Genomic DNA, 26025 nt, shown 5'->3' with positions numbered 1-26025 from the left:
AATGGACAATTATGAGGCCTATCTAGCCGGTTTTAGGCAAGAGCAGAGTGCCTTGATTATTGAAATGGAACAATATGCTGTGGAACATCATGTCCCGATCATGGACCGTGCAGGAATGGATCTGTTGATCAGTCTTTTGCGGATCCATAAGCCGGCACAAATACTTGAAATTGGTAGTGCCATCGGGTATTCCGCCATTCGGATCGCCGAAGCATTGACTGATTCGTCCATTGTGACGATCGAAAGGGATCATGAGCGATACGAGAAGGCGGTTGACTATATCCGACGGAGTGGATGGGAAGACCAAATTACGATTATCGAAGCGGATGCTTTACAAACTGAAGAGCCGGACATTTTCGCTAGGTCTTATGATGCGCTTTTTATTGATGCGGCAAAAGGTCAATATCAAGCTTTCTTTCAAAAATATGCACCTACAGTCACTTCTTCAGGTGTCATCTATTGCGATAATATGTTCATGCATGGTATGGTACTGCTCGAAGACGAAGAAGTGCCGCGACGCAAGCGCACGATGATCCGGAACTTGAAGGAATTCACGCGGTGGATCATGACACATCCCGATTATGAAGCTTCCTTGCTTCCGGTAGGGGATGGGTTGTTAATTGCGGTGAAAAAATAAGGGGCAGTCGCTTGAATAAGGAGAATCTGAAGAGAAGATGAAAGATAGAAAACCCCTCGTAATCGGAATCGCAGGCGGTTCAGGTTCCGGGAAGACGAGTGTTACACATTCGATCTATGAGGTGTTCAAAGAACATTCCGTAGTTGTCATCGAACAGGATTATTATTATAAAGATCAATCGCATTTAGCGTTCGAGGAACGACTGGAGACGAATTACGACCATCCGTTGGCATTCGACACGGATTTATTGATCGAACATATTGCCCGTTTGCTGAATCGGCAACCGGTTGAAAAGCCGGTCTATGATTATTCGCTTCACACACGGTCAGCCGAAACGGTTTACATTGAACCAAAAGATGTTATCATCTTAGAAGGGATTTTAGTACTCGAAGATCCTCGGCTACGTGAATTGATGGACATTAAGCTGTTCGTTGATACAGATGCGGATTTGCGCATTATTCGCCGGATTATGCGGGATATTAACGAACGCGGCAGAACAATCGATTCTGTGATCGAGCAGTATTTGTCGGTCGTCCGCCCGATGCATAACCAATTTATCGAACCGACGAAAAGGTATGCAGATATCATCATTCCAGAAGGTGGTCATAATGAAGTGGCAATAGACCTGATGGTTACAAAAATAAAAACAATTCTTGAATCTGGAACGGAATTGTAATATGATGATGACAGAATTCTATATAGATGACCACTATGTCGCATACCTCTAGGAGGAGCGGCATAGTATTTTTATGAACAGGAATATGAGGAGTGGTGTGTAATGATTACTGAAAAGAAATTTCCAATGACAGCATCTGGGAAAGAAAAACTACAAGAAGAGTTGGAATTCCTAAAAACTGTAAAGCGAAAAGAAGTGGTCGAGCGCATTAAAATTGCACGTAGTTATGGTGACCTTTCTGAAAACTCGGAGTACGATTCTGCAAAAGAGGATCAGGCATTTGTAGAAGGTAGAATTTCAACTCTTGAGTCGATGATTCGCAATGCGGTCATTATCACAGAAGACGAATTGAATACGGATGAGGTACAACTCGGGAAAACGGTTACATTCAAAGAATTGCCGGACGGGGATGAAGAGACATACACCATTGTCGGTTCTGCAGAAGCAAACCCGATGGAAGGTCTCATTTCAAATGATTCTCCGATTGCGAAAGCACTCATCGGTCGTTCAAAGGATGATGAAGTGGAAATCGTCACACCTGGTGGGAAGATGTCGGTTGTCATCCTTGAAATTAAATGACCTACGGATAGCCGCCTGTCACGACGAGGGCGGTTTTTTCATCGTCTAGGCTCCGGTCGCCAGACGCTCGGAGGCTCACAGGACGTGAGTCAGGCAGCCGTTGCCAATCAAACAGCGAAGGGGTTGATTTGCCGTGTTTCTGCGTTTTTTGCGGAAATTAAGGCACCTCACAGGACGTGGCGCACTTAGGCTGGCATCTTTGAAAGCCGTTTTGGCTGTGAGGCAAAAAGCGCCTTTTGGGCCCACAGGACGTGGGTCATGCAGTCGTTGCCGCCGGACGCGGCGAACTTAGAATGCCTTCCTAATTCCGTCTTATGCTTGAGGCCCGCACGATGCGGGTTATGCAGTCGTTGCGACAGGACGTCGCGCACTTAGACTGCGTTCCTTTAAAGCAGGCGCCCTGCGCTTTTGTTCTCTTCATCGACGTTGACAAGCATTTGTTATTCGTCCAATGAGGAAACTTGTCGTCGTTTCAATCGTCTAAAGCATGGAGAATTTCGGATTTCAATGAAACGGAGATGATTGCGTATGGCACAAGAAGAACCGAATTTTTCGAGGACTCGAAGAAAAAAAAGGCGTAATCGTTCGAATCGGATATTGAATCTGTTGATTGGGATAGTGGTATTGCTGATCATTGTCGTTGCTACATCCATCATCCTTCAAGGGGGAGAGGATCAGGCCGACGAAGATGCTGTTGCCGATCAGACGGTAACCGAGGACAACGCGAATACGGAAGAACAGGCACCCACTGGCAATGTGACTGATGAACATGACGAAGATGGAAATGACCTGCAACTTGAGAATGATCCGGAAATCGGAAATGAAGAAAACCGACAACCGGAGGAAGACAATACTCATAGTCCAGGAACGGTGACAATCGTTCCGTCAGAGGATAAGGTCATCAAGGAAACGGTCATCGACACATCATGGCAGCCGATCGGGACAACCCAAACAGGAGAACATATCTCCTCATACGACGGTAAATCGGTCGATTGGGAAGAAAAGAAAAAAGCTCTTGCCTATGCGACGGGCTTGCCATATGATTCCATGATTTTTTGGAAAATCAAAAATGGCGGTGGACCGCAACAATCAGTAGGTATCGTATCCTCCCGGGATAACGAAAAGAAATACCGGGTTTACCTTGAATGGGTGGACGAAAAAGGTTGGAAACCAGTGAAAATGGATGTCTTGACGACATTGGATTTTGACTATTGAAGGGTAGTCCAACCTGTAAAGCAAATTTGGAGGGAAACAGAATGAAAATTGCCGTAATCGGAGCTATGGAAGAAGAAGTGGAATACCTACGGGAAGAAGTGGCTTCGCCACAAACGACGACCATTGCTGGATGTGAATTCATAGAAGGGGAAATAGAAGGCCGACAAATCGTCCTCGTTAAGAGTGGCATTGGTAAAGTGAATGCAGCGGTTGCAACGGCGCTTCTACTGACACATTTTAAACCGGATGTCGTCCTCAATACAGGATCGGCAGGCGGTTTCCGAGAAGATTTAGAAGTCGGCACGGTCGTTATTTCTGACGAGGTACGGCATCACGACGTCAATGTCACGGCATTTGGCTATGTTCACGGACAAGTGCCAGGGCAACCAGCCGCGTATGAAGCGGATGCACGACTTGTGGAAGTGGCCCGTGATGCGGTGGAGGAAATTGGGAAACACGCCCATGCAACCGGCTTGATCGCTTCAGGCGATACATTTATGAGTGATGCTGCACATGTGGAAGAAGTGAAACGGCTATTTCCGACGATGATTGCGGCTGAAATGGAAGCGGCAGCCGTTGCGCAAGTTTGTCATCAATTCGAAACGCCATTTGTCGTCATCCGTGCATTATCAGATATTGCAGGCAAAGAATCGTCCATCAGTTTTGATGAATTCTTACCGGTTGCTGCCCGACATTCAACGGATATTGTTTTAAAAGCCATCTCGAAACTTTAAAGGTTTCATGGTAAAATGATGATAGAATACATCTTAATAGATAGGTTTCGAGGAGGGTTTGTACATGTTTTTTCTAATGGCAGGCGTTTTTATCGCATCAACCATCATCGCAGTCGTCATTGCCAGAGAGGTTCGTGCGGACTGAAGTAAAAAGAAGAGGCGTTTCCTATGCTGGGATCACTCCCGCATGGAAACGCCTTTTTGTTTGTAAAGGGTGCTTGCGGCAGAACCGAGCGGTTATTCATTATACTCATGTTTGAATAACTGATACAATTTAACAATTGCCCGCTTTTCAATACGGGAAACATAACTCCGGGAAATGTCGAGCTGCTCTGCAATTTCCTTTTGCGTCATCGGCTGATCGTCCAACAGACCGTATCTACGTTGAATGATTTCCAATTCCCGTCCATCCAGTTTCCCAAGATGGCGATACAGTCTTTCTTTGCGCTCTTTTTGCTCGACGGCGTCGACCGGTGTTTCATCATCTGTCTGAAGTAAATCAGCAATCTGCAATGATTGGCCATCTTTATCCGTGCCGATCGGATCGAAGAGAGAGACGTCTTTTTGTACTTTTTTCTGCGTGCGCAAGTACATCAGTATTTCGTTTTCAATACAGCGGGCGGCGTATGTGGCCAGCTTGGTTTTTCGATCTGGCGTGAAGCTGTTTACCGCTTTCATCAGCCCGATTGTGCCGATTGAAATATAATCATCAAGTAATTCGTGTTTTGGATGGAATTTTTTTACGATGTGAGCGACGAGGCGCATATTGCGTTCAATCAGTTCATCCCTTGCATCCTCATCGCCCTCGGCCAGTCGTTTTAGACATGCTGCTTCTTCTTCTTTCGAGAGGGGCCGTTGGAATGCCTGCCCTCGGATGTAGCCAATCATCGCAGGAACTTCTAGCCATAGCTGGACAATTGCCATGACCAACCCACTCATCGGGTCACCTCCTGTGTCGTTGTATGACAGCATATGCGGTCATGTCTTGCCATATCACCGTTTTTTCGGTCGGACAGGCGCTAAAGGATGTCCTATTTTGCTTAGCTATTGAACAAGGCGATTTGCCGAGGAAGCGGGTGGGAGGAAGTGCAACCTGCTCTTTTCTTTTCGGTGCGTGAAAGGGGGAGCGTTATGTTATAATCGTTTCAGAATTAGAACTTAATCGGAGTGGATTTCGTGTATAACTATTTTTTACCGGATGAATATGTGAAAGACATCTTTCAAATCAAACCGGAAGTGCTGAAAGAAAAGGGGATTAAAGGCATTATTACAGATTTGGACAACACCCTTGTCGAATGGGATCGTCCAGAAGCGACTCCAGCAATCATCGACTGGATGAAATCCATGAAGGAAGCTGGCATACAAGTGACGATTGTCTCCAATAATAATGAAATGCGGGTAAAAACGTTCTGTGATCCCATTGGAACGCCTTTCATTTGTGATGCGCGGAAACCGATGCGTAAATCTTTTAAAAAAGCATTGACGGCCATGGGGATTCGAAAAGAAGAAGCTGTGGTCATCGGTGACCAGCTGATGACCGATATCCTCGGCGGCAATCGAAAAGGTTTACATACGATCCTCGTCGTGCCGGTCGCGAACTCAGATGGATTTTTTACAAAGTTTAACAGGATGATGGAAAGAAGAATCATGGCCGGACTGAAACGGAAAGGCCTGATCAAGTGGGAGGAATAAGTTTGGAACAATTGAAATGTATCGGATGTGGCATCACGATCCAAGTGGAAGATCCGAAAGTGGAAGGCTATGCACCGCCTGCCTCCTTGGAAAAAGAGGAAGTCATTTGCCAGCGATGTTTTAGGTTGCGGAACTATAATGAGTTGCAGCCTGTTTCCTTATCGGGCGATGATTTCCTGAATATCTTGAATGGGATCGGGGAAAGAGACGGCATGATTGTCAAGATCGTCGATATCTTTGATTTCAACGGCAGTTGGATCAATGGCCTACACCGTTTCGTCGGCCATAAAGATATTTTGCTGATCGGCAATAAGTCGGACGTGTTGCCGAAGTCCGTCAACCGCAATCGACTCATCAATTGGATGCGAGCCGAAGCGGTGAAGCTCGGTTTGAAACCGATCGATGTCCTTCTCGTCTCCGCCCATAAAGGGCATGGGATGGAAGAGGCGTTGGCGGCGATCGATACGATACGGAAAGGCAAAGATGTCTACGTTGTCGGCTGTACGAATGTCGGAAAGTCGACCTTCATCAATCGCATCATTAAAGAGGCGACAGGAGTGGGAGAAGTCATTACGACATCCCATTTCCCGGGGACGACTTTGGATCTTGTCGAGATCCCACTCGATGATGGGAAAGCGATTTACGATACTCCTGGGATTATCAACGATCACCAAATTGCACACCATCTGGATGCGAAAGATTTGAAAGCCATTACGCCGAAAAAAGAGTTGAAGCCGAAAGTGTTCCAATTGAATCCGGAACAGACACTTTTCATCGGCGGATTTGCCCGATTCGATTTTATCAAAGGAGATCGTTCATCCTTTACGATCCATGTGTCCAATGAGTTGCCGATTCATCGGACGAAATTGGACAATGCAGATGCGCTTTATGAAAAACATCTCGGTGATATGCTATCACCTCCATCGGGTGAGTCGCTGGAACAATTGCCGCCATTCGTACGGCATGAATATTCGATAAAAAAAGCGAAAACGGATATCGTCATTTCAGGTCTGGGCTGGATCACTGTCCAACATCCGGACGTTGTCATTGCCGTTCATGCGCCTCGTGGGGTAGATGTCGTACTGAGGCCTTCGCTCATTTAAGGGGGAGTGTTCGATGAAAAAATGGTATGCGGTCATCGGTGACCCGATTGCACAATCCATGTCGCCTGGTTTGCATGGAGCATGGTTTGATGACAATGCAATCGATGCCACGTATATTCCGCTTCATATTCAGGCGGAAAAACTTGAACAAGCAGTAGAAAGTTTAAAATCCTTAGGATGCAACGGTTGGAATGTGACCGTTCCACATAAAAATGCCATCATTCCATTTCTGGATCGATTGGATCCGTCTGCCGAGCAGATGGGAGCTGTCAATACCGTGCATGTTTTGCCGGACGGCATCCTTGTCGGCTCCAATACGGATGGGCTCGGTTTTGTCCAATCATTGGAGGAAGCATATGGGGAACAGTGTAAAGGGCGAAAAGTTCTTTTAATCGGTGCGGGTGGAGCCGCGCGGGGGATCGCTTTTGCGCTGGAACACATGGGTTATGGTCCGATTGTCATTACAAACCGGACAGTGGAAAAAGCGCAACAATTGGCAGCGAATCTCGAGGGTGCCAGTGCACAATCACTGGCAGAAGCGGAAGAGACGCTAGCCGATTATGGTTTGATTGTCCAAACAACTTCAGTCGGCATGAATTTCGCGCAGGAAGGAATGCCGCTGAATCCTAAAAACATAGCCGCCGATGCGGTTGTCGCAGATATCATTTATAATCCGCTCGAAACGGAATTTTTGGAACAAGCTCGCAACAATGGAGCTAAAACGTTGAATGGGGTCGGCATGTTCGTCCATCAGGGCGCCCTTGCGTTCCAGAAATGGACAGGCATTCGTCCCGCTACGGAAAAAACAATTGAAAAAATAACAGCAATAGTTGGAGGGAAATAATGTTAACAGGTAAGCAAAAAAGATTTCTACGCAGTGAAGCGCATCATTTACAACCCATTTTCCAAATCGGAAAAAGTGGATTGACGGAGTCAGTTATCCATCAAATCGAAGAAGCGCTTGAAGCGAAAGAATTGATCAAAGTGAATATTCTACAAAACTGTGAAGAAGATAAAAACGACATTGCGGCTGAATTGTCGGAGCGGGAAGGACTCGAAGTCGTTCAGGTGATCGGCAATATCCTCATTCTGTATAAAGAGTCCAAAGAGAAGAAACGCATCGTCTTGCCATAAGGAGGGATTGGCTTCCATGAAAAAGGTAGGCATACTTGGCGGTACGTTCAATCCTCCTCATATTGGGCATCTCATCGTCGCAAACGAAGTGAAAAATGCCTTGGGGCTGGACGAAGTTCGACTTATGCCGACCGCCGTTCCACCCCATAAAGTGGCACAAGGCGATGCAACGGCGGAAGAACGCCTGCAAATGGTCGAACTTGCCGTGTCAGGGATAGAAGGTTTGACGGCTTCCCCGTTTGAAGTGGAACAAGGCGGCGTATCCTATACGTATGAGACAATGAAAATGCTGACGGTCATAGAGCCGGAGACGTCCTTCCATTTCATCATTGGTGGGGATATGATCGATCAGTTGCCGACATGGTATCGGATTGATGAGCTTGTTCGACTTGTCCAATTCATCGGGGTCAATCGACCAGGAAACAGTGGAGAAACGGAGTATCCAGTCCAACTGGTGGACATTCCGCAGATCGACTTGTCATCCTCATTGATTCGGGAACGTTTTTCGGAAAAGCGAACAGTCCGTTTTTTGATTCCCCACGAAGTGGAGGCATTTATCCGGGAGGTGGGCCTATATGGATGTTGAACAGTTGAAAAAAGTCTTGCAAGAACGATTGACACAATCACGCTATGAACATGTGCTTCGTGTCGCTGAGAAAGCTAAATCGATGGCAGTGCGTTACGACATTTCTGTGATGAAAGCGGAACAGGCGGCTTTGTTCCATGATATTGCAAAATGCATGTCCAAAACAGACTTACGAGACATATTGGAACGGGAACAAGAAGATCCGCGACTGCTCGACTTCCATCACGAACTATGGCATGGTCCCGTCGGTGCGGTAATTGCGCAGAAAGATTTCAACGTTGCAGATCCGGATATTGTGCATGCGATCCGTTATCATACAACTGGACGAGCAGAAATGTCCGATCTTGAAAAACTGATTTATGTTGCTGATATGATTGAGCCCGGACGCGATTTTCCAGGCGTGGAAACATTGAGGGAGCTTGCAAATGAAAATCTCCATGCAGCGATGGGCGCTTGCATCTATCAGTCGGTGAAGTATTTGGTGAATAAAAAAGTCTCGGTCTATCCGGATTCGATCGATTGTTATAATGCATACATCGATTGAGTCAAGGACATTCGGAAAGGAAAAGTGAAACAATGACAACTACATTACTAACAACAGCTTACCAAGCGGTGGATGATAAAAAAGGAGAAGATATCGTCGTTTTAAACATGGAAGGGATCTCGCTGATTGCAGATCAATTTATCATCTGTCATGCCAATTCGGAGCGACAAGTACAAGCTATCGCAAAAGAAGTGGCGGATAAAGCGGCGGAAATCGGTCATCCTGTGAAACGAATGGAAGGCCTCGACTTGGCGAGATGGGTGCTGGTCGATCTTGGCGATGTCGTCGTACATGTCTTCCATCGTGACGAGCGTGGATACTATAATCTGGAAAAACTTTGGGGGGATGCCCCGTTGTTGAATATGACCAATGGAAACTAATCGGTCTTATGGAGAGTTCGCTGCCGTCTATGATGAGCTGATGACGGATATCCCGTATGAGACGTATGTGGAACTCGTCATGACGGCAACGGGAGGACTTCGCGGCAAACGTATTTTGGATATCGGTTGCGGAACGGGTCTGTTATCTGTCCAATTGGCAAAACAAGGGGCTGACGTGTCAGGGATCGATCTGTCCGCTGACATGTTGGCCATTGCGGAAAAAAGGGCGCAAGCACATTCCTTGCCTGTGAAGTTCGTGCAGCAGCCGATGCAACAATTAGCGGGCTTTACCGGCTATGATGCGGCCGTTATTGCGATTGACTCGCTGAATTATTTACAAGAACGTGAAGAGGTCCTTTCAACTTTACACAACGTTCATACGGCACTGGCTGTGGGAGGGACGCTCCTCTTTGACGTCCATTCCACATTTAAGACGGATGTCATTTTCATGGAGGGACCTTTTACGTTCGATAACGGTCGAATCGCTTACATATGGGAAACGGAGGAAGGGGAGCATCCCCATTCCGTTTATTCGGAACTTGCTTTTTTCATTCAAGAACAACATGATACCTATCGACGGTTTGATGAAGTCCATACACAGCGGACATTCCCGGTACATGACTATGTCAATATGCTGGAGGAAGCGGGTTTTTCAATCGAACGGATTTTTGCAGATTGGGAAGATTTAGCGCCTGACGAAGAAAGTGAAAGAATCTTTTTTCAAGTAAGAAAATAACCCTTTGATTTTTGGCGGTCATTCATTTATATTGAAAGAGACTCCATATGGATGCCGCCAAAGAAAGGGTGAATACGACTGTTTCTTTCGCTTGTATCCGGCAAGTGGCGTAAGATGATCACCCCCATTGCTGTAGTCGCTATCGTCAGCGCTTTTCTGTTCTTCCCCAAAGGACAGGACGACGATCAAACATATGTTATGAGCGACTCCAACCCATTCCCTGAACTGATTGAAGAAGAAATAGAAGAAAATGAGACGACCCTTCCGCCTGTCCCCGAACCCATCGTGGTCGATGTGAAAGGGGCTGTTCAACATCCTGGCGTCTATTCGTTATCGGAAGGAGACCGTCTGATCGATGCTATCCATGCGGCAGGCGGCTATTTACCCGATGCGGATTCCCGCATGTTGAACCATGCCTTAAAACTGACGGATGAATTTGTCGTCTACGTCCCGAGCGTTGGGGAAGAGCCGATCGACATCGTCCAAACGGCGACAGTTGGGACAAGCGCGGGACAAAATGGTGGAAGAGTCAATATTAATACAGCGAATGAGCAAGAACTGATGACCATTCCGGGTGTCGGTCCTGCAAAAGCTACCGCCATCATTCAATACCGGACGGATCATGGACTGTTCAAAACGCCTGAATCATTGATGGAAGTGTCCGGAATCGGACAAAAAACATTTGAGAAACTGGAATCGCAAATTACAGTGAAATGATTGCTTAAATCTTATCTATACGAGGAGGGGTCCATATGGAGCGCATTACATGGGACCAGTTTTTCATGGCGCAATGCCATCTATTAGCAGTGAGAAGTACATGTACAAGACTTGCAGTCGGTGCGACAATCGTCAGAGAGAATCGGATTATCGCTGGAGGCTATAACGGATCGATTTCAGGAGGGGACCATTGCATCGATCACGGCTGTTATGTCGTGGACAATCATTGCATCCGTACAATCCATGCGGAGATGAACGCCTTGCTGCAATGCTCGAAATACGGTATTCCAGTTGCAGGCTCGACGTTGTATGTCACCCATTTTCCTTGTCTTCAATGTTCGAAGGCTATCATTCAATCGGGTATCCGTCATGTGATCTATGCCACGGATTACAAAAATAGCGAATATGCCATCGAGTTATTTAAACAATCCGGTGTCACCGTACAGCATATTCCATTCGACGAAAAGAAAGTGGATTTTTCCAGCGAACAGAAACTGGAACTATTCAACGAATTGCTTCAAAAAATGCAGACACTCGGTCTAAGAGACGAAGAACTGGCTCCCTATACACAAAGGGTGAATGACTTATTCGGGAAATAATCTCGCGTGTCCGTGTCATCTATATCGTATTTCCGGTAGCCGTATCGGCATTCGCCGTATACGGTCCGGTCCATTTACTGTACCTTAATCTGTTGTTACTCCCCATTTTTCTACGTAGAAAAGAAGATTTCCTCACACCTATCCTCGCAGTTTTGGCTACTTGTCTCTCTTTCTTTGTCATTTCAGCAAACTTACCGGAAACGATTGAACCCGGACCGGCCATATTGACGTTGACTTGGTCGGATAATGTGAAAATTGACGGCGGCAAGCTGAAAGGCTTTGCGAAAACATCAACAGGGTTGACTGTCTATGCCATCTATCCGTTTAAAAATGAACGGGAGAAAAACCTGTTTCTAGATGCCCCGCTTCCTTCCATGCGATGGACGGTCACCGGTTCTTTTCGGGAACCGGAGCTCCCTTCACATGCGTTTTCTTTCGATATGCAAAAATATATGCAGATGTACGGCGCGTCGGGAATTTTTGAGGCGGAGACTTTGTTGAAAATCGATCAGCGATCCGGCATCGGCGTTAAGTTGCGTGAACAGCGGCGCAAAGTGAAAAATCATATCGGAAAGGTCTTCCCGGAATCATTGGTCGTGGAGGCGGAAGCTCTATTGATCGGAGACCGTAGCGGGATGGATGAAGATTTGGCTGCGGATTATCGGACACTAGGCATCACTCATCTGTTTGCCATTTCCGGGTTACACGTCGGGTTGCTGACGTTTCTTTTCCGTAGTACGTTGCTACGGCTTAGCATGAGGCGGGAAACGGTCGATCTCTTGCTGATCTTCCTATTGCCGTGCTATGCGGTACTAGCAGGTGGGGCTCCGTCGGTCTGGCGGGCGGTGTCTGCAACGGTCCTTGTACTGCTGGCCGCTTCAGGACGCATCAAGATCAGGTTGGAAGACGCGCTGGCCATCAGTGCGATTATTTTCATATGGCTGCAACCTTATGTATTGTTTCAACCGGGATTCCAGTTATCGTATTTGGCTGCATTCGCACTCGTCTACTCATCGGCCATTTTGGCGACTTCCCGTTCCGCACTGAAGACGTCGTTTTTTGTGACATCCATTAGTCAGCTGGCGTTATTTCCCGTCTTGCTGTTTCATTTTCACGAGTTATCCATTTCATCATTTATTGTGAATCTAGTCTATGTGCCGCTCTATTCCATCATCATTTTACCTGCGAATATCATTCTGTTGCTGACGTCCTTCTTGTCGCCAGTTGTCGTCGGCGGTATGTTCTACGTCTATGCGCCGTTTAGGGAAGTGGTTGGCGACGTGACAAGTTGGATCGCCACTTTGCCTTATCAGTTATGGACGCCTGGAAAACCCGATGCATGGTTGACATCGATCGCCGTCGTAGGTGTTATGTTTTTTCTCATCCGTTGGGAAAGCGGAGCCCGATTTGGGCAGAGCATCCTTTACCTTCTTGTCCCGGCACTGCTTATCCATTTCATACCGTACACAGACAGTTCCTTGCGTGTAACTTATCTGGATGTGGGACAGGGGGATAGTATTGTCATTGAATTGCCTTATCGCAAAGCAGTCTATGTCATCGACACGGGTGGAACGATCGCATTCGGAGAACCGGATTGGCGCACGCCTGACAAAAGGTTTGAAGTCGGAAGGAAAATTGTCGTCCCTTATTTGAAAGGCCGAGGCATCACGACTATTGATAAGCTGATTTTGACGCATGCCGATGCGGATCATGTGGAGGGGGCAGATGAAGTATTAGAAGAGGTGACCGTGACAGAAATTCATATTTCACCAGGGAGTGAGGAAGAGCGAAGCATGAAGGAGCTTTTACGGCTGGCGGAACAACTGAACATCCCGATTGTTCCGATGCAAGAAGGGATTTCATGGACGATGGGGGATTCGGCATTCTATTATGTTGGTCCGACGACGGGGAATTACGTTGGAAACGATAGCTCGCTCGTCTTGTATATGACGACATCGGGACCTTCTTTTTTATTTACCGGAGATTTGGAGGAAGAAGGGGAAAGGCGATTCCTTCAGAAATACGGGCAAGCGACTTTCAGTTCCCTTATCTTGAAAGCGGGCCATCATGGCAGTAAGACGTCCAGTAGCGAGCAGTTTATCGCGGCGTTGCAACCGGAGTGGACGATTTTTTCAGCGGGCAAGAATAACCGCTATGGCCATCCGCATCCGGAAGTTGTAGATCGATTTCATGAATATGGACTGAAAACGATGTCCACCGCAGAATCAGGTTCGATCACTGTTACGATAAAAGGGGATCGTTACCAGATCACTACGATGGAAAAATGAAAAAACGGTTTCGCGATTTCCGTAATGGAAATGCAAAACCGTTTTTCTGCTATTGTATTAGCCGGCGACTACGTCGATTATTGTAGCAATAACAAATATTGCTGAGAAAGCTACGAAAGCGACAACAAAGCCAACTCCCGAATCGATCGCATCATTACGTTTTGACTGGACGTCATGTTCAAACTCATTCATTGCTACCCCTCCTAATTCCACTTTAGTATAGATGATTGTCCACTAAAAATCCATAGCTTTCGCCTTTTTCTAGATTTGTGAAAGAAAAAGACACAAATTGTTCATATGAACGGTTGTTCTTGCTGTATAATTGAGGTCGAGGATTGCTGAAGAGGTGATACAAGTGGCGAATGCCGTATGGAAGAAAATAGCTGCGGGACAAATTGATCCGGTTTACTTGTTAACCGGACTTGAACAACATATATTCGATACGACGGTGAATCGACTAAAAAAAGCAATGCCGGATCTGGATGAAGCATCACTCATCCGCTTTGACTTGGAAGAGACGCCCGTCGAAGCGGTCATCGAGGAAGCCGATACATTGCCGTTTCTGCAAGAACGAAAATTGATCATAGCGGGGAACGCTAATTTTTTGAAAGCACAAGATAAAAGTAGGGAAAAAGTGACGCATAATCTGGCTATGCTGGAAACATGGCTAGCAAATCCATCGCCGACCGCTGTGGTAGTCTTTATGGCCCCTTACGAAAAGTTGGACGCCAGGAAACGGATTACAAAAATCATGAAAGAACAGGCGACCGTCATCGAAGCCGAACGTCTCCAAGGGAAGGACCTCATTGCTTGGATCCAACAGGAGGCGAGCTCCATCGGAACGTACATTTCAGCGGAGGACGCCCAATTGCTTGTCGACATAGCAGGAGACCAACTGCTGACATTAGCTACAGAGATAAATAAAATGGGTACGTATTTGAATGGAGAAGGCGAGATTACCGCATCGGTCATTGAATCGCTCGTCCCGAGAACACCCGAAATGGATGTTTTCCGGCTGACGGATGCTTATGTGGCGGGGAGAGTGCCGGATACAATTTCCATCTATCACGATCTGTTGCGGAACGGGGAAGAACCGATCATGCTCACTTCGCTCATTGCTAGTCAAATCAGATTGATGATCCATGTAGGGACATTGCGGAAAAAAGGATACCACCAACAACAAATTGCCAAAACATTAGGCGTCCATCCATACCGGGTGAAATTGATGATGGAAAACCGGCAAATTCCTCAGGCGGAGAGGCTGCTTGTTATTTTGGACAAACTTGCGGAAATCGATTATAAATTAAAATCGACGGGTGGAAAAAGAGAACGCGTCTTGGAATTGTTTTTCATGGAACCGCTCAGAAAATGAAAAAAGGTCGTCCATTAGAGGACGACCTTTTTTACATTTGGATTATAAAGCTTTTTTAGTAAGACGTGCTTTTTGACGAGCAGCAGTGTTTTTGTGGATAAGACCTTTACGTGCAGCTGTATCCATTTTTTTGATTGCGTCTTTTAGAAGGATAGTAGCATCCTCAGCTTTAGCGTCAAGAGCAACTTCAGCTTTACGTACTGCTGTACGCATAGCATGCTTCGTAGTTGAGTTTTGTTCGTTAGCAGCAGCGCTTTGTTTAACGCGTTTGATAGCTCCTTTGATGTTTGGCAATTCATTCACCTCCAATTTCAGGTAAGGCAAGAGTGTTTCCACGAATTTACGGATATCTCTTTACAACAAGCATTATTTTAACAAATTGAGAACTAGATTGCAACAAGAAAAGCTGTAGGGAACGCAACCAAAGTTCGTTGCATGTGCCTTAATTTCTGCAAAGAGCACAGAAATACGGCAAATCGAACCCTTCGCTGTTCGATTAGCGCTGGTTGCATGACCAATATCCTGTCGGCCTAAGAATATTTCCTTGACACATCGGACAAACTTGTTGTTGAGGTGATTGGATGGAGAAGTTAGATTTTTTTAGAACGGATCTTCTCGATGAAAGTGAGGAAATGGTCCGGCATCGGACGGCATCGGAAAAAAATCGGTTAAAAGAAGAAGACGGTATTTCGTTTGGCGAATCGCGACTAGGGCGTGTAGTCGTCACATCCGTCGTGGTCGATGCTGAAGGGGAAAAAAGGATCGGTAAGAAAAAAGGGTCTTATATTACGTTGACCGTACCGGCGCTAACACCGGGTGATACGGAAGGGATTGACGATCTAGCACGTGTGTTAATAGACAAATTGGAAGAAATGGTTGCAGCCATCCCCACTGTAAAAGATGGGAAAATTCTATTTATAGGACTTGGGAATCGCGATGTGACGCCGGACGCGGTCGGTCCATTGACGGTGGATCGTTTGCAATCTATTGTGCCGGAATATTATGAAGAGGATGGCGGAGAAGTATTTGTCTATGCGCCGGGCGTAACGATCCAAACCGGCTTGGAAACGGCTGATTTCGTTCAAGCGCTTACCGATAAAATAAAACCTGATTTACTTATCGTCATAGACGCACTTGCCGCAAGGAGCAGCTCTAGGCTTTGCCGCACGATCCAGTTGACGGATACAGGCATCCATCCGGGATCCGGTGTCGGAAATAATCGGAAAGAAGTATCGAAAGAGGCTTTAGGGGTTCCCGTCATTGCAATCGGCATTCCGACCGTTGTAGACGGACCAGTCCTGATTGCCGACGCGATCGATTCGATGTTTGGCTATATCGCTTCCAAAATCAGTGAAAAGGATAGTCCGTCTTCCCGGCTTTCCGTAACGCCTTGGCTGCACAGTGAAAACAAAGATGCAGATCGTTCCACATTGCTGCCGATTTTTGGAGATTGGGCATCTTGGCCGCATGAAGATCGTGTCCAATTATTTGAAGAAGTATTAGCGAATCATGAGCTCCGGACATTTATTTCCCCGAAAGAGATTGATTCTTGGGTTTCGATCTATGCAGATACGTTGTCGGATTCATTGTCATCCTGGGTCGCAAATTTGAAAAAATAGTCATTGCTCCGTTTTCTAAAGCATATAGTTGGAAAACGGAGGGATGCCATTTGAAAAAAACATCGCTAATCTGGGGCTCACTCATTCTGTTTCTCTTCCTGTTTCCTGTCTTCGTCAGTATGACGGCTGAAGGACAAACGGCGAAATCTCCTAAACTTGTCAAGGAAACATCCTACATGGTCTATGCTGCTAATGTGTTGGAGGAAGAGTCCGCAGCGCAAACGACTGGGAAAGCACTTCTTTATTTTACGCATTCGCATGAAGCATATGAACCAATGACGAAAGCTTTTGACGGAAAAGTCGCTGTCTCTCATCATTCTGAAAACATCATGAAAATCGGGGAAAAGCTAAAATCGCAGCTGGATGTCAATGGGGTTGAAACGACAATCTTACCAATCGATATCCAAGCGCAAATGGAGAAGAAAGGGATCGCTTACGGGCGTTCCTATAAAGAAATCCGACCTTATGTGCAGAAGCAAGTTAAAGCCGATAACTATGACTTCATCATTGATCTCCATCGCGATCATCTGCGGGCAGACAGAACGACGATTGTCCATAATGGAGAAAAGTATGCGAAAGTTGCATTTGTCATCGGAAAGAATAATCCAAATTATAAACAGAACCAAGCGAAGGCGAAGCTGCTGAAGGATGAAATGGAGAAGCTGGTACCTGGGATTACTCGGGATTTTATCGTGAAAAGTGGAGTGGGCGTTGATGGCAAGTATAATCAGGATTTGCATCCGTCCCTTTTGCTAATCGAACTCGGTGGGATCGGCAATGCGGAAGATGAGTTGAATCGGACTGTTTCCGTCATCGGGAGTGCAGCTGCAGCCGTACTTCAAAACTCCTGACATGTCGAATATTGAAGTCTAGGCGGTTCACTGCTATAATTCATACTAGCTAAACTAGGAGTGAACTGAGATGAATTTAGAACAGAGATTGGCACGTCAGAAAAACATACGGAATTTTTCCATCATTGCCCATATCGATCACGGTAAATCTACGCTTGCCGATCGCATATTGGAACAAACCCAAACACTAACTTCCAGGGAAATGAAGTCCCAGACGCTCGATTCGATGGATCTGGAACGTGAACGTGGAATTACAATCAAATTGAACGCTGTGCAGTTGACGTATACGGCGAAAGACGGGCAGGAATATACATTCCACCTGATCGACACGCCGGGACACGTCGACTTTACATATGAAGTGTCACGAAGCCTTGCCGCTTGTGAAGGAGCTATCCTCGTGGTGGATGCTGCACAAGGGATCGAAGCGCAGACATTGGCGAATGTTTATTTGGCTCTTGATAATGATCTGGAAATCTTACCGGTCATCAATAAAATCGACTTGCCAGCCGCCGATCCGGATCGTGTCAAACAGGAAATTGAAGATGTCATCGGACTTGACGCTTCGGAAGCGGTCCTTGCATCGGCAAAAGCGGGTATCGGTATTGAAGACATCTTAGAACAAATCGTCGAGAAAGTGCCAGCTCCTCAAGGGGACCCGGAAGCACCGTTAAAAGCGCTCATCTTCGACTCCCATTACGACGCGTATAGAGGCGTTATCGTCAATATCCGAATTGTAGAAGGAACGGTTCGACCAGGCGATAAAATCCGCATGATGGCGACTGGTAAAGAATTTGAAGTCATCGAGACGGGCGTCTTCACGCCGTCAGCGAAACATCGCGATGAATTGACGGTAGGGGACGTCGGTTATTTATCGGCTTCCATTAAAAATGTCGGGGATACACGGGTCGGGGATACGATTACAGGTGTGAAAAACCCTGCGAGTGAACCACTACCAGGCTATCGCCGTTTAAATCCGATGGTATTCTGTGGATTGTATCCGATCGATACATCCAAATACAACGACCTGCGTGAAGCACTTGAAAAGTTGGAGTTGAACGACTCTGCGCTTGAATACGAAGCAGAGACATCCCAAGCACTTGGCTTCGGATACCGTTGTGGCTTCCTTGGTCTGTTGCACATGGAAATCATCCAGGAGCGGATCGAGCGCGAATTCAATATTGACTTGATTACAACAGCACCAAGTGTTATTTACAACGTCATCATGACAGATGGCACTGAACTGAAAGTGGACAACCCTGCCATGATGCCGGACGCACAGAAAATCGACCACGTCGAAGAACCGTACGTCAAAGCATCCATCATGGTGCCGAATGATTATGTCGGTTCCGTCATGGAGCTTTGCCAGCATAAGCGCGGAAACTTCATCACGATGGATTATATCGATGCGTCACGCGTTAACATCATCTACGAATTGCCGCTTGCGGAAATCGTCTATGATTTCTTCGACCAATTGAAATCAGGTACAAAAGGATATGCTTCATTTGACTATGAACTCATCGGCTACAAAGAATCGAAACTCGTCAAGATGGACATCTTGTTGAACGGTGAACAAGTGGATGCACTCAGCTTCATCGTCCACCGCGACTTCTCTTACGAACGCGGAAAAGCGATCGTTGAGAAACTGAAAAAACTGATTCCAAGACAACAGTTCGAAGTACCAGTACAAGCCGCAATCGGCCAAAAAATCGTTGCCCGTTCCAACATCAAATCGATCGGGAAAAACGTTCTCGCGAAATGTTACGGTGGAGACATCTCCCGTAAACGTAAATTGCTTGAAAAACAAAAAGAAGGTAAGAAACGGATGAAACAAGTCGGATCCGTTGAAGTGCCACAAGAAGCCTTTATGGCTGTTTTGAAGATGGACGAGGAGTAAGTGTTGTAGGTATCACATTATTGAGTTTGTGAAACTGGTCGTTTGCCATCCTGTGTAAAAGTAGGATGGCAAACTATTTCATATCACGCATGATTTGCTCGGAAATGTCGATCGTTACATCTTGCGCCTTTTGAGTGAGATGAGAATACGTGTCAATCGTGATGGCGGATCTGTTATGACTTAGCCGCGCTTTTATTTTGCTTGTGTTTTATTTAATTAAAGATGGCGTGAGGATATTTCCGTTTTCTTTCACGCAAACGCGATCGGAGTCCGTGTAATGGGCTCCGTATTTTAATTTGTTCTTTTTGATCCACACACGATGTTTTTTCAATATGCTTATGATAGTTTGTCCAAGTTGAATGTTCCGTTCGGAAGCCGCGGTTTTTGTTGTGTCGAGCACCCATTTGACCTCCTTGTTAACCATTGCCTGCTCCACAAGCGACGTTTCTCTATCCACATCTATTTCCTACATCCCCCCCCCACACTTCGCTCACAGGCAAACCTGAAGCATCAAATGGAATTCGGAACTTATTGCGGAATCTAGATGGTAGCAGCGGATGAATGATTTGACCATTAAAGGAGCTACGGAAATCTGTAGCATTACGGTTCCAAATATTGTAGGTGATTTTGTTGAGGGGAAGAAATCAATTCTAGCGCAGCAAATTGAGAAGGTTCACGGGGAGAAGTTGAAAGTTGTTAATCAAGCAGTGAACATGAATCGAAATCGCTTCAAGAATTTAATTGATATCATTCGTGCAGATGATGGGAAGGGAATCGTGTAAGAGTTTCTAGAAGAGCAGGTCGTTATCACTTATACGTTGATCAAGGACGACAAAGACAAGGGAATTCTCATAAACAACGATACTGGAAAGCTTTAGAAGGCGCGCCAGCCGCGGCTTTGATATTTGAAATTCGCGAAATAAAAAATCCGCTTTCCAAGCTGCAACTTAGAAAGCGAGCAATACAAGGGCAGTGCCCCGCTATCAATTATTACCAGTATATCCTGGATGACGGGAATTTAACTTGCTTCAGCAGAAGTCCCCCACTTCTATAAGTGGTGGGATGAATGTTAGAAATGCATTCCATTCAGTGGGGGTTCAAACCCCGGCTGAATAGAGGAACTCAGGCTAAGTTCGCCGCGTCCTGAATGAAAGTGCCTTAATTTCTGCAAAAAACCGCAGAAATACGGCAAATCAAACCCTTCGCTGTTTGATTGGCAACGCCTGAGTGACCAACATCCTGTTGGCCCAAGCCTCCGGCGGATGTCACGGATTTTGAAAGGAGTTAATTGAGCAAGCTCAATTCAAAATCCGGACGCAATAACGCCGAGGGTTATTGATAAGGGGTGCTAACTTACAATTCCCCTTGTGGTGGATTAAATTAGCCCCTTCAAATAATAAACTATACAAAATTGGAACATCGTGAAATTCAAGATAGTACTGTCAAATCTTACTCCGCAGTTTTGAGGGGTGAAAGTACGGTCATTCGAGGGCGTAACGACAGCGTCAGCAACCGTCACCACACCCATCTGTGTTTAGGAAACACGCGCCAATAATAATTAAAAGAATAAACAACACAATAATTAAAGCGAATCCTGAACCGTATCCATATCCGCATCCGTAACCTGCATTACCCATAATATCCACCTCCAAAAACGAATTAGTTCATCCTATGCCTATAATTGACATTTGTCTGATTCATTCGTTTAGATTTACAAACAAATTCTTTATTCACTGTAGGCACAGTTGAGAGAGAGGGCAATCGTACCTACAGTTATAAAATAGTATATTCAAATTTATTAAAAGTGTTGGGCATCCAACTTAGAAAAAGTTAATGCATATCTGGAGATTAAAGTACCATTGGAAAGCGGAATCAAAGTGCCTTCCATTGCGGAACGAAAAACAGCTTAAACAGCAAGCAGTGATACTGCGGCAAGCCCCTCCGAAGTAAAGAAGGTGGCTAAGAAGAAGACGTTTAAAATTACCGAAGTCGCATTCAACAAAATGAAGACAGGCGGCATGACATATGCTGCCATCGCTAAGGAGTTCGGATCAGCGCTCCTAGACTAGCTTCTCTTTGTCAAAGTTGGAGTTGGAGAGAGTGAGAGCGCAACACAAGGCAGGGCAGAAGCAGAATAAGGACAAGTAGCCAGATAGTGTAAAGGCACGAAATGAGAGGACAGCTGAAAGTTCAGCCGTCCCATTCGGAATGGCGGCTTATGAAAATGAAATCAGGGCATTGAAAGAAGCATTGTTACGGAAAATGGACATCATCCTGGAGTAGAGGATCACAATTGATCAGCCGAAAGCCGAATGTGGTGAGTTGGCCATTCGGGATGGGGAGATCAGCAACTGTCAAAATGAAGTAAAGGACGAGAGAAAGTTGCTTGCCATTCTGCTTGAACGTGAACAGTGAGAAAAAAACTAGTGGAGATAGGATAAATAGAAGAAAGGCAGATGTTTTTAAGGGGGGCCAAGTTTTGTCTCCCTCCATCTCCTGTTTTGAATCTCAATTGTTTGAAGGGGCGAACGATGGACAAATTTCGATATATCCGATGTGGTCTAGCCCTCCAATTTGGAATATCCATCCGAGCATTTTTATTTGTGTACACTTAAGAAGTGAAGGGGTTAAGTTTTAGATTAATTGTCCATAATGATCTAAGATAACAATTCGAAGGATGATATCATGATTTATATCTATAATGACTATGGCGGAACACATACTACAGCACTGGCAGCTGCCTATCATTTAAAAGAATTAGACCAATCCGAACGTGAACTTACTAAAGAAGAAATATTAAGTGTAAACTATTTCAATAAATTAACTAAAAAGGATTTCGGAAAAATCATTTTCCATGGGATTGATGAAAATGGAGACTCTGTGTATACAATAGGTCGGAAATCCTCTAAACTTGTTGTTCCAGCAATGAAAAATTTGATTTTATTGATTCAAAGTAAACATCCAATTCCAGAACAAATCATATTCTCCAATACATCACCCACTGTACCGATAGCGATGTCGATTGGTGGTTTTTTGTCTAGAGGCTTAAAAATTGATTTTCTTGGTGTGCCATTACTGGTTATAGGTGGCAAACAATGTTGCGATAATATTTTTCGGTTGGTAGAAAACACAAAACGAACAGCCCAATCCAGTAAGGAACAAGTGACTATTTTAGACAATCAAGAATTTAAGTAATGCTTCTTCGAACTATTTGTTTCTGAAGTAAATAAATTCTTTAACATCTCAAACAGGAACGTCCACTCCCGGACGTTCTTTTTATTTGGCCAAAATAGGACGGTGATTAAATGGAATTAGCACATGAAATCGCAACAATTCAAGTCGTGTGAGCTATTCTTTGTATCGCATTGGCCTACGTCGTGATACGGAGATGCGAAAGGAAAACGTCAAAAGAGAATCGGATGTAATCGGATTATATGAGGATTATCGAAAGGAGTCTAAAAATCGTGAAGAAAATCTAATGAAACATCTAGAGCGGTCGAACGAATCACAAGAACAAACGATGTCCACGCTACAGTCGATGTAAAGGTCGCATTGGATGGAGAAACTTACATTCAAGAGCGCAACGAACTACCAAGGAGAGAAAAACTAGATGTATTGTTGATTACCGTTATTTTTGCACTAATCGAGATCCTTAAATATTTAAAATTACCTCATAAACTGTTGCCGATCCCGTCACTTATTTTTGGTGTTGTCGGCGGCGTGTGTTATATCTTCCCACATGATTTGAAATTTACGCCGATTTTTGAAAGTATCCATCAGACGAGGGCTGCGTCATCGACCTGATTCATAAATACACGCATGGTACAGGGGGGAAGACCACAATCGGTATGCGGCAGTGCTAAATCAAACGTCAAGCTTCCCGGCATTGGCAGGTAGATGACAAGAAGCCATCCAATCATTTGACCACAACGTACAGTCCTGGCACGGTGAGGACGGAACAAAAGGTACTGGTAATTAATAAGTAAAGCGAAAGCGACCTTCTTGGAATTATCCGAGCGGGTCGCTTTTTGGCGTTACACAGTCACCAATTCTGGGTGTACATACGTAGTTCACTTACTTCAACCAATTTAAACAATAATATCAGACAGTTCGTCCAAGCGTTACGTGTGCTCGTCCATATAATATGTATAAGGCTGGCCAGCTTAAAAAGCAATAAGGAGTTGAAAAGTATATGTGTTTTGAAGATCGAAATCGAAACCGAAATCGGCGAGTAGATTTGATTTGTGAATGTCGGGAAGTAAGGTCTGACCGTGATTTTCGTGATAACCGTAGTGATCGTGACCGCAATCGCCATCACGAAGATGACTTTAGATGTCGCTGCCACGAAGATAATCGCAGACGAAATAGTTTTTGGTGGTAAAAGTATCTGAAATTAAGGAAGTAAAGTAACAAAAGTCCCGGCTCCTGCGATGCTATTAATCGACCTGTCCATAGGTTAGTGGGTAGGTCGCTTTTTTATTTGCCTAGCCAGAATCATGACTGTTGAATACATTGATTGTAGCTGAAAAGAAAATGGAGAGAATGAATGGATCCGCGTTTAGCAGAACTTCTTCAGAAGGCAAGTTTGTACGATACTTTAGCTACATACTATGAACATATAGATCCAAGATGGCATATGTATTTTTACGAATTGCACTTTAAGTATGAGAATCAACTTGTTAAACATTACTGGATGCTTCGCGCTCAAAATCCAAATATGGATAACGAATAATCTTAAGCATATTTAATTGAGCCGCTATAGTTAGAGAGCGGCTCGCTTTTTTGTATTATGCTCGTGGTCCATTTTCCAAATCCAATAGCGCTTGGGCAAGCATGCGTAGTTCTTCGCTAGAACCTGATTTCAAGAGATTCAATAACATTTTCAATTCCCGGTTGTGGGGCTCTTCGATAGTTTTAGCAAGCTTTTCATCAATTAACCCCATGTTTTCGCCTAACTCAACGCCTTCTGCAAGCATGTAGATTAACACTCCTTTGATGTTATGTATATATGGTGGATTAATCTTATCAAAATATACAGTTGGTATAAAAAAGGCGAATTACAGTGCGGTAGATTTTATTTGGGAGTTCTCGAAAGTAATTTATCTTTTATTTCTTTGGTAAATCCAATCACGACACTCCCCAAGTAATCGCCCTCTATACTTTGTAACTGTGCAGTAAGCGGACCAAACGTGATTTTCGAGATAATAAACGGTAAGCAACCATTCAATTTTCTCCGTTCTGAGCTCCATGAGTAGATACAAACTTCTTAATGAGATTATTCACCGCTACAGCCGCTTTTGTAGGAAGCTGATGTTTTATGTCTCCTATTAGTATGCACTCGTTGACAGAAAGCTTTTCATGTAATAAACGGGCATAGCGATGAAACGATTTATCTTTTTCCCCATATAGCAACAAAACAGGGAATTTAATTTGCGCTAAACGATCCGTACAGTTATAGTGCAAACTGTATCGATAATATTGTTCAATATTTTGAGCTTTTCCTTTTTTGGCGTTGATATATAAGTCTTTAAACAATTGTCCAGTATTGGAGTTCGTAAAGGAAACGGATAAAGCAAGAGCTTTATGTGCCTTCCATTTCGCTAGCTTTACTCCTAAAGCAATTTTATTTTTTAATGATGGATCATTTACTTCTGACAGGGCACCGATAAGAATCCCTCCTAAAGAGCGCTCGGGATATGTCAGCAAAAAATCAAGAGCAATGGACCCTCCAGTTGAGTATCCGCATATGAAAGCTTTATCTATTTTTAAATGGTCGAATAGTTGTTTGATATCATGTGAAATTATTGGGTAAGTCAATGCTTTTTCTGAAAAAGAACTATTTCCATGGCCACGAATGTCAAAGACAATAACTTTGAAGTGATTTGATAATTCATTCACTTGGTAGATAAAATTCATGCTCGTGAGTAGGGGCGGATGAATAAAAACAATAGGTATCCCTTTGCCTTGAACGTGATAATACAGGTCTATCCCATCTATATTTGTAACTGGCAATGCACTACACCTCCGATATCAGGGGGCTTTTTTGACAATTTTTCAGCCCCAGATTCTCCTTACGAAATAGGTATCCTTTTTTACTTTCACTTCGTAGACATCCGGGTGCGACAATCCTGTCCATTCTTTGAGCCCTTTCATGCCATCAATTTGCATCAATAAAAGCCCCATTGTATTGCGATGAGTAGCCAGCACGGTGCCGTCGGTTGCTGCTTCAAGCACTTTCATTCCCCTTTTTGCTACTTCACGGCTTGATTCTCCGCCTACCATTTTCAAATCCATGTCCCGAACAGATTCTTCGAGGCGTTCTAACCAGTCTTTTAGGTTTTTTGAAATCAGCTTGTGATCATTTAGCCGGCTGTCAATTTCCACCTGCAGGCCTAGGCTGTCTGCTGTTGGCTGGACGGATTGAATCGCCCTCGTGAAAGGGCTGGAAATGATATGCTTAATATTCAGGCTCTCAAAAAAACGCCTCAGTTCTTTCGCTTGTTCTTTTCCCTCTTCAGTCAGTTCTGCCTGCAGCTCTTTTCCTACAGCTTGACAATGCCTGACCAGATAAACTGTTTTGTCCATTTGTCTCTCTCCTAGTATCCTTTAGTCAAAACGTTTTTACTTTTTTCGTTTTCACAATAATTTTTATAGAAAAATCTTCAGGTT

At 44.8% G+C, this 26025-nt stretch carries 31 protein-coding genes; 23 read left to right on the top strand and 8 right to left on the bottom strand.

Annotated elements, in window-relative coordinates:
* The first annotated feature begins 1 nt into the window (after position 1).
* The 5 genes from ACFPRA_RS19620 to mtnN all read left to right on the top strand — a co-directional run bounded on the left by ACFPRA_RS19620 (position 2) and on the right by mtnN (position 3841).
* On the top strand, positions 2-637 hold the full coding sequence (locus tag ACFPRA_RS19620; protein WP_381438447.1) for an O-methyltransferase: 636 nt from the start codon (positions 2-4) through the stop codon (positions 635-637).
* A gap of 37 nt (positions 638-674) precedes the next feature.
* Positions 675-1313: a uridine kinase gene (gene udk / locus ACFPRA_RS19615; protein ID WP_381438444.1), complete on the top strand. Its 639-nt coding sequence runs from the start codon at positions 675-677 to the stop codon at positions 1311-1313.
* 102 nt (positions 1314-1415) lie between these two features.
* On the top strand, positions 1416-1892 hold the full coding sequence (gene greA, locus ACFPRA_RS19610) for a transcription elongation factor GreA (protein ID WP_381438442.1): 477 nt from the start codon (positions 1416-1418) through the stop codon (positions 1890-1892).
* Positions 1893-2420: 528 nt separating this feature from the next.
* Positions 2421-3107: a YrrS family protein gene (locus ACFPRA_RS19605; RefSeq protein ID WP_381438440.1), complete on the top strand. Its 687-nt coding sequence runs from the start codon at positions 2421-2423 to the stop codon at positions 3105-3107.
* A 41-nt stretch (positions 3108-3148) separates the two neighbouring features.
* Positions 3149-3841, top strand: coding sequence for a 5'-methylthioadenosine/S-adenosylhomocysteine nucleosidase (gene mtnN / locus ACFPRA_RS19600; RefSeq protein WP_381438437.1), 693 nt, complete (start codon positions 3149-3151; stop codon positions 3839-3841).
* A 237-nt stretch (positions 3842-4078) separates the two neighbouring features.
* Here the strand turns inward: mtnN and sigK are convergent, their stop codons facing one another.
* Complete coding sequence (gene sigK, locus ACFPRA_RS19595; RefSeq protein WP_239391468.1) at positions 4079-4780, bottom strand: RNA polymerase sporulation sigma factor SigK; 702 nt, start codon at positions 4778-4780, stop codon at positions 4079-4081.
* A gap of 237 nt (positions 4781-5017) precedes the next feature.
* On the opposite strand from sigK, the gene ACFPRA_RS19590 reads away from it, so the two are divergent.
* The 11 genes from ACFPRA_RS19590 to ACFPRA_RS19540 all read left to right on the top strand — a co-directional run bounded on the left by ACFPRA_RS19590 (position 5018) and on the right by ACFPRA_RS19540 (position 13620).
* A complete protein-coding gene (locus ACFPRA_RS19590; RefSeq protein ID WP_381438433.1) occupies positions 5018-5533 on the top strand; it encodes a YqeG family HAD IIIA-type phosphatase in 516 nt (171 codons plus the stop codon).
* A gap of 2 nt (positions 5534-5535) precedes the next feature.
* Positions 5536-6636 carry a ribosome biogenesis GTPase YqeH gene (yqeH, locus tag ACFPRA_RS19585; RefSeq protein WP_381438430.1) on the top strand — a complete coding sequence of 367 codons (1101 nt, stop codon included), beginning with the start codon at positions 5536-5538 and terminating at the stop codon, positions 6634-6636.
* Positions 6637-6649: 13 nt separating this feature from the next.
* Positions 6650-7480 carry a shikimate dehydrogenase gene (aroE, locus tag ACFPRA_RS19580; protein ID WP_381438428.1) on the top strand — a complete coding sequence of 277 codons (831 nt, stop codon included), beginning with the start codon at positions 6650-6652 and terminating at the stop codon, positions 7478-7480.
* On the top strand, positions 7480-7770 hold the full coding sequence (yhbY, locus tag ACFPRA_RS19575; RefSeq protein ID WP_381438426.1) for a ribosome assembly RNA-binding protein YhbY: 291 nt from the start codon (positions 7480-7482) through the stop codon (positions 7768-7770). Before aroE ends, yhbY begins: the two co-directional genes overlap by 1 nt.
* Before the next feature lie 16 nt (positions 7771-7786).
* Positions 7787-8356 (top strand): nicotinate-nucleotide adenylyltransferase, encoded by a 570-nt coding sequence (locus ACFPRA_RS19570; protein ID WP_381438423.1) that lies wholly within the window; start codon positions 7787-7789, stop codon positions 8354-8356.
* Positions 8346-8900, top strand: a complete 555-nt coding sequence (gene yqeK, locus ACFPRA_RS19565; protein WP_381438421.1) for a bis(5'-nucleosyl)-tetraphosphatase (symmetrical) YqeK — start codon at positions 8346-8348, stop codon at positions 8898-8900. Before ACFPRA_RS19570 ends, yqeK begins: the two co-directional genes overlap by 11 nt.
* 32 nt (positions 8901-8932) lie before the next feature.
* Complete coding sequence (rsfS, locus tag ACFPRA_RS19560) at positions 8933-9280, top strand: ribosome silencing factor (RefSeq protein ID WP_381438419.1); 348 nt, start codon at positions 8933-8935, stop codon at positions 9278-9280.
* Positions 9270-10016 carry a class I SAM-dependent DNA methyltransferase gene (locus ACFPRA_RS19555; protein ID WP_381438416.1) on the top strand — a complete coding sequence of 249 codons (747 nt, stop codon included), beginning with the start codon at positions 9270-9272 and terminating at the stop codon, positions 10014-10016. The genes rsfS and ACFPRA_RS19555 overlap by 11 nt, the downstream gene beginning before the upstream one ends.
* Positions 10017-10130: 114 nt before the next feature.
* Entirely contained in the window at positions 10131-10733 is a 603-nt protein-coding gene (locus ACFPRA_RS19550; protein WP_381438413.1) for a helix-hairpin-helix domain-containing protein, read from the top strand.
* A 35-nt stretch (positions 10734-10768) separates the two neighbouring features.
* The gene (locus tag ACFPRA_RS19545; protein ID WP_239391458.1) at positions 10769-11332 is read left to right on the top strand and encodes a ComE operon protein 2; all 564 of its coding nucleotides are present in this window, start codon (positions 10769-10771) and stop codon (positions 11330-11332) included.
* A gap of 92 nt (positions 11333-11424) precedes the next feature.
* Positions 11425-13620 carry a DNA internalization-related competence protein ComEC/Rec2 gene (locus ACFPRA_RS19540; protein ID WP_381438410.1) on the top strand — a complete coding sequence of 732 codons (2196 nt, stop codon included), beginning with the start codon at positions 11425-11427 and terminating at the stop codon, positions 13618-13620.
* A gap of 57 nt (positions 13621-13677) precedes the next feature.
* On the opposite strand, the gene ACFPRA_RS19535 is transcribed toward ACFPRA_RS19540, so the two are convergent.
* Entirely contained in the window at positions 13678-13812 is a 135-nt protein-coding gene (locus ACFPRA_RS19535) for a YqzM family protein (RefSeq protein ID WP_239391456.1), read from the bottom strand.
* Positions 13813-13975: 163 nt separating this feature from the next.
* On the opposite strand from ACFPRA_RS19535, the gene holA reads away from it, so the two are divergent.
* On the top strand, positions 13976-14992 hold the full coding sequence (holA, locus tag ACFPRA_RS19530; protein ID WP_381438407.1) for a DNA polymerase III subunit delta: 1017 nt from the start codon (positions 13976-13978) through the stop codon (positions 14990-14992).
* Positions 14993-15034: 42 nt separating this feature from the next.
* Here the strand turns inward: holA and rpsT are convergent, their stop codons facing one another.
* On the bottom strand, positions 15035-15286 hold the full coding sequence (gene rpsT, locus ACFPRA_RS19525; protein WP_239391454.1) for a 30S ribosomal protein S20: 252 nt from the start codon (positions 15284-15286) through the stop codon (positions 15035-15037).
* Between the two features lie 287 nt (positions 15287-15573).
* Between rpsT and gpr the strand changes: the two genes are divergently transcribed.
* From gpr to lepA, 3 genes are all read left to right on the top strand, one after another.
* The gene (gene gpr, locus ACFPRA_RS19520) at positions 15574-16611 is read left to right on the top strand and encodes a GPR endopeptidase (protein WP_381438403.1); all 1038 of its coding nucleotides are present in this window, start codon (positions 15574-15576) and stop codon (positions 16609-16611) included.
* A gap of 50 nt (positions 16612-16661) precedes the next feature.
* A complete protein-coding gene (gene spoIIP, locus ACFPRA_RS19515) occupies positions 16662-17462 on the top strand; it encodes a stage II sporulation protein P (protein WP_381438401.1) in 801 nt (266 codons plus the stop codon).
* 70 nt (positions 17463-17532) lie between these two features.
* Complete coding sequence (gene lepA / locus ACFPRA_RS19510) at positions 17533-19356, top strand: translation elongation factor 4 (protein ID WP_239391451.1); 1824 nt, start codon at positions 17533-17535, stop codon at positions 19354-19356.
* Positions 19357-19564: 208 nt separating this feature from the next.
* Here lepA and ACFPRA_RS19505 read toward each other — a convergent pair whose 3' ends face one another.
* Positions 19565-19756: a site-specific integrase gene (locus ACFPRA_RS19505; protein ID WP_381438398.1), complete on the bottom strand. Its 192-nt coding sequence runs from the start codon at positions 19754-19756 to the stop codon at positions 19565-19567.
* 157 nt (positions 19757-19913) lie between these two features.
* Here ACFPRA_RS19505 and ACFPRA_RS19500 point away from each other — a divergent pair, with 157 nt between their 5' ends.
* Positions 19914-20138: an ORF6N domain-containing protein gene (locus ACFPRA_RS19500; protein WP_381438396.1), complete on the top strand. Its 225-nt coding sequence runs from the start codon at positions 19914-19916 to the stop codon at positions 20136-20138.
* A 723-nt stretch (positions 20139-20861) separates the two neighbouring features.
* On the opposite strand, the gene ACFPRA_RS19495 is transcribed toward ACFPRA_RS19500, so the two are convergent.
* Positions 20862-20993, bottom strand: coding sequence for a YjcZ family sporulation protein (locus ACFPRA_RS19495; RefSeq protein ID WP_381438394.1), 132 nt, complete (start codon positions 20991-20993; stop codon positions 20862-20864).
* Between the two features lie 1048 nt (positions 20994-22041).
* Here ACFPRA_RS19495 and ACFPRA_RS19490 point away from each other — a divergent pair.
* Both ACFPRA_RS19490 and ACFPRA_RS19485 read left to right on the top strand, forming a co-directional pair.
* On the top strand, positions 22042-22551 hold the full coding sequence (locus ACFPRA_RS19490; protein ID WP_381438391.1) for a DUF3189 family protein: 510 nt from the start codon (positions 22042-22044) through the stop codon (positions 22549-22551).
* Positions 22552-22908: 357 nt separating this feature from the next.
* Positions 22909-23160 (top strand): hypothetical protein, encoded by a 252-nt coding sequence (locus ACFPRA_RS19485; RefSeq protein ID WP_381438389.1) that lies wholly within the window; start codon positions 22909-22911, stop codon positions 23158-23160.
* 983 nt (positions 23161-24143) lie between these two features.
* Here the strand turns inward: ACFPRA_RS19485 and ACFPRA_RS19480 are convergent.
* The 3 genes from ACFPRA_RS19480 to ACFPRA_RS19470 all read right to left on the bottom strand — a co-directional run bounded on the left by ACFPRA_RS19480 (position 24144) and on the right by ACFPRA_RS19470 (position 25941).
* A complete protein-coding gene (locus tag ACFPRA_RS19480) occupies positions 24144-24332 on the bottom strand; it encodes a hypothetical protein (protein ID WP_381438387.1) in 189 nt (62 codons plus the stop codon).
* Between the two features lie 247 nt (positions 24333-24579).
* Positions 24580-25368 (bottom strand): alpha/beta fold hydrolase, encoded by a 789-nt coding sequence (locus ACFPRA_RS19475; RefSeq protein WP_381438384.1) that lies wholly within the window; start codon positions 25366-25368, stop codon positions 24580-24582.
* A gap of 42 nt (positions 25369-25410) precedes the next feature.
* Positions 25411-25941, bottom strand: a complete 531-nt coding sequence (locus ACFPRA_RS19470) for a histidine phosphatase family protein (protein ID WP_381438380.1) — start codon at positions 25939-25941, stop codon at positions 25411-25413.
* Positions 25942-26025 lie beyond the last annotated feature (84 nt).

This window comes from Sporosarcina soli, from assembly GCF_042655805.1.
Taxonomy (GTDB): domain Bacteria; phylum Bacillota; class Bacilli; order Bacillales_A; family Planococcaceae; genus Sporosarcina; species Sporosarcina soli.
The sequence above is the reverse complement of the archived record's forward strand: the minus strand, read 5'-3'. Positions and strand labels throughout refer to the sequence as shown.

Coding starts and splice junctions, on each gene's coding strand:
- ACFPRA_RS19535 (WP_239391456.1), bottom strand. CDS start 13,812: ATGAATGAGTTTGAACATGACGTCCAGTCAAAACGTAATGATGCGATC.
- lepA (WP_239391451.1), top strand. CDS start 17,533: ATGAATTTAGAACAGAGATTGGCACGTCAGAAAAACATACGGAATTTT.
- ACFPRA_RS19570 (WP_381438423.1), top strand. CDS start 7,787: ATGAAAAAGGTAGGCATACTTGGCGGTACGTTCAATCCTCCTCATATT.
- yhbY (WP_381438426.1), top strand. CDS start 7,480: ATGTTAACAGGTAAGCAAAAAAGATTTCTACGCAGTGAAGCGCATCAT.
- mtnN (WP_381438437.1), top strand. CDS start 3,149: ATGAAAATTGCCGTAATCGGAGCTATGGAAGAAGAAGTGGAATACCTA.
- rsfS (WP_381438419.1), top strand. CDS start 8,933: ATGACAACTACATTACTAACAACAGCTTACCAAGCGGTGGATGATAAA.
- ACFPRA_RS19620 (WP_381438447.1), top strand. CDS start 2: ATGGACAATTATGAGGCCTATCTAGCCGGTTTTAGGCAAGAGCAGAGT.
- aroE (WP_381438428.1), top strand. CDS start 6,650: ATGAAAAAATGGTATGCGGTCATCGGTGACCCGATTGCACAATCCATG.
- gpr (WP_381438403.1), top strand. CDS start 15,574: ATGGAGAAGTTAGATTTTTTTAGAACGGATCTTCTCGATGAAAGTGAG.
- ACFPRA_RS19550 (WP_381438413.1), top strand. CDS start 10,131: ATGATCACCCCCATTGCTGTAGTCGCTATCGTCAGCGCTTTTCTGTTC.
- ACFPRA_RS19545 (WP_239391458.1), top strand. CDS start 10,769: ATGGAGCGCATTACATGGGACCAGTTTTTCATGGCGCAATGCCATCTA.
- ACFPRA_RS19470 (WP_381438380.1), bottom strand. CDS start 25,941: ATGGACAAAACAGTTTATCTGGTCAGGCATTGTCAAGCTGTAGGAAAA.
- ACFPRA_RS19500 (WP_381438396.1), top strand. CDS start 19,914: ATGAATGATTTGACCATTAAAGGAGCTACGGAAATCTGTAGCATTACG.
- greA (WP_381438442.1), top strand. CDS start 1,416: ATGATTACTGAAAAGAAATTTCCAATGACAGCATCTGGGAAAGAAAAA.
- ACFPRA_RS19490 (WP_381438391.1), top strand. CDS start 22,042: ATGATTTATATCTATAATGACTATGGCGGAACACATACTACAGCACTG.
- yqeK (WP_381438421.1), top strand. CDS start 8,346: ATGGATGTTGAACAGTTGAAAAAAGTCTTGCAAGAACGATTGACACAA.
- udk (WP_381438444.1), top strand. CDS start 675: ATGAAAGATAGAAAACCCCTCGTAATCGGAATCGCAGGCGGTTCAGGT.
- ACFPRA_RS19480 (WP_381438387.1), bottom strand. CDS start 24,332: ATGCTTGCAGAAGGCGTTGAGTTAGGCGAAAACATGGGGTTAATTGAT.
- sigK (WP_239391468.1), bottom strand. CDS start 4,780: ATGAGTGGGTTGGTCATGGCAATTGTCCAGCTATGGCTAGAAGTTCCT.
- ACFPRA_RS19495 (WP_381438394.1), bottom strand. CDS start 20,993: ATGGGTAATGCAGGTTACGGATGCGGATATGGATACGGTTCAGGATTC.
- ACFPRA_RS19605 (WP_381438440.1), top strand. CDS start 2,421: ATGGCACAAGAAGAACCGAATTTTTCGAGGACTCGAAGAAAAAAAAGG.
- ACFPRA_RS19555 (WP_381438416.1), top strand. CDS start 9,270: ATGGAAACTAATCGGTCTTATGGAGAGTTCGCTGCCGTCTATGATGAG.